Below are 1,193 nucleotides of genomic sequence, written 5' to 3' on the forward strand. Positions count from 1 at the left end.
TCCGGACTGGAAGAGGCTGGGCGAGCATTTGCCATACGAGTGGATCGAGCAAGCGATCCTGAGTACGGATGCAGCCAGTATTCGGCATCGGCGCTTGCCGGCTGAGCAGGTAGTGTGGCTGATGGTGGCGTTGGCGCTGTATCGCCACAAATCGATCGGCGAAGTGCTTGATGATCTAGGCCTGGCAGTGCCGGATTCGCAGACCCCATTCGTCAGCAAAAGCGCGGCAGCGCAGGCACGTCAGCGGCTTGGCCCGGAGCCGTTGAAATGGCTGTTCGAACGCTCGGCTCGACATTGGAGCGCACAAGATCGCCGGGCATATCTGTTCAAAGGGCTGCAGCTGTTTGCCATGGATGGCACTACTTTGCGCACACATGATACGGCTGGGAACCGCGAGCATTTTGGTGCGCAAAAATACGCCAGCGACACAGTCGCCAGCTATCCGCAAGTGCGTGGCGTAACGCTCACTTGCTTGCCTACTCACCTGGTTCATAGTGCTGCGTTCGGACCTTACGCAACCAATGAAATGCTGTATGCGAAGCAGCTTATCCAGGACATCCCGGACGAATCCCTGACGGTCTTCGACCGCGGCTTCCTGTCAGCGGAAATCCTGTGCGCCCTGACAAGCGTCGGCACGGAGCGTCACTTCATTATCCCGGCCAAATCGAACACCAAGTGGGAACTGATCGAGGGCGACGAGAACGACGCTATCGTGCGCATGCGCGTGTCGCCGCAGGCCAGGAAGAAATGTCCGGAGCTGCCTGAATTTTGGGAAGCGCGCGCCATTACTGTGGTCGATTCACAGGCGCGAGAACGCGTCTTACTGACGTCCCTGCGCGACCGGCGTCGCTACAAGCCGGCCGATATCGCCGCATGCTATGACCGGCGCTGGGGAATCGAGACGAGTTACCGGGAACTCAAGCAGACAATGCTGGGGACGGCACTTACCTTGCGCTCAAAAACCGTCGAGGGGGTGTATCAGGAAATATGGGGGACCCTGATCGCTTACAACCTGATCCGCCTCGAAATTGCCAAAGCCGCCTTGGTCGTCAAGTGCGAACCAACGGAAGTCAGTTTCATCCGTGCATTCCACCTGATCCAGTTTGAGTTGCACTGGGCTGCCGTCACCAGGTCGTACGGAAAACTACCAGCCTCGATGAAGCATTTGCGCGAAAGGCTGGTTAGCCTCCTGA

General features: G+C 58.1%; 1 protein-coding gene. It reads left to right on the forward strand.

Annotation, left to right across the window (positions count from 1 at the left end; translation table 11 throughout):
* On the forward strand, positions 1-1,193 hold a 1,193-nt coding region (locus HHL21_RS21325; RefSeq protein WP_169469682.1), incomplete at both ends, for an IS4 family transposase.

The sequence above is a fragment of the Massilia polaris genome (assembly GCF_012927275.1).
Lineage (GTDB): Bacteria > Pseudomonadota > Gammaproteobacteria > Burkholderiales > Burkholderiaceae_D > Telluria_A > Telluria_A polaris.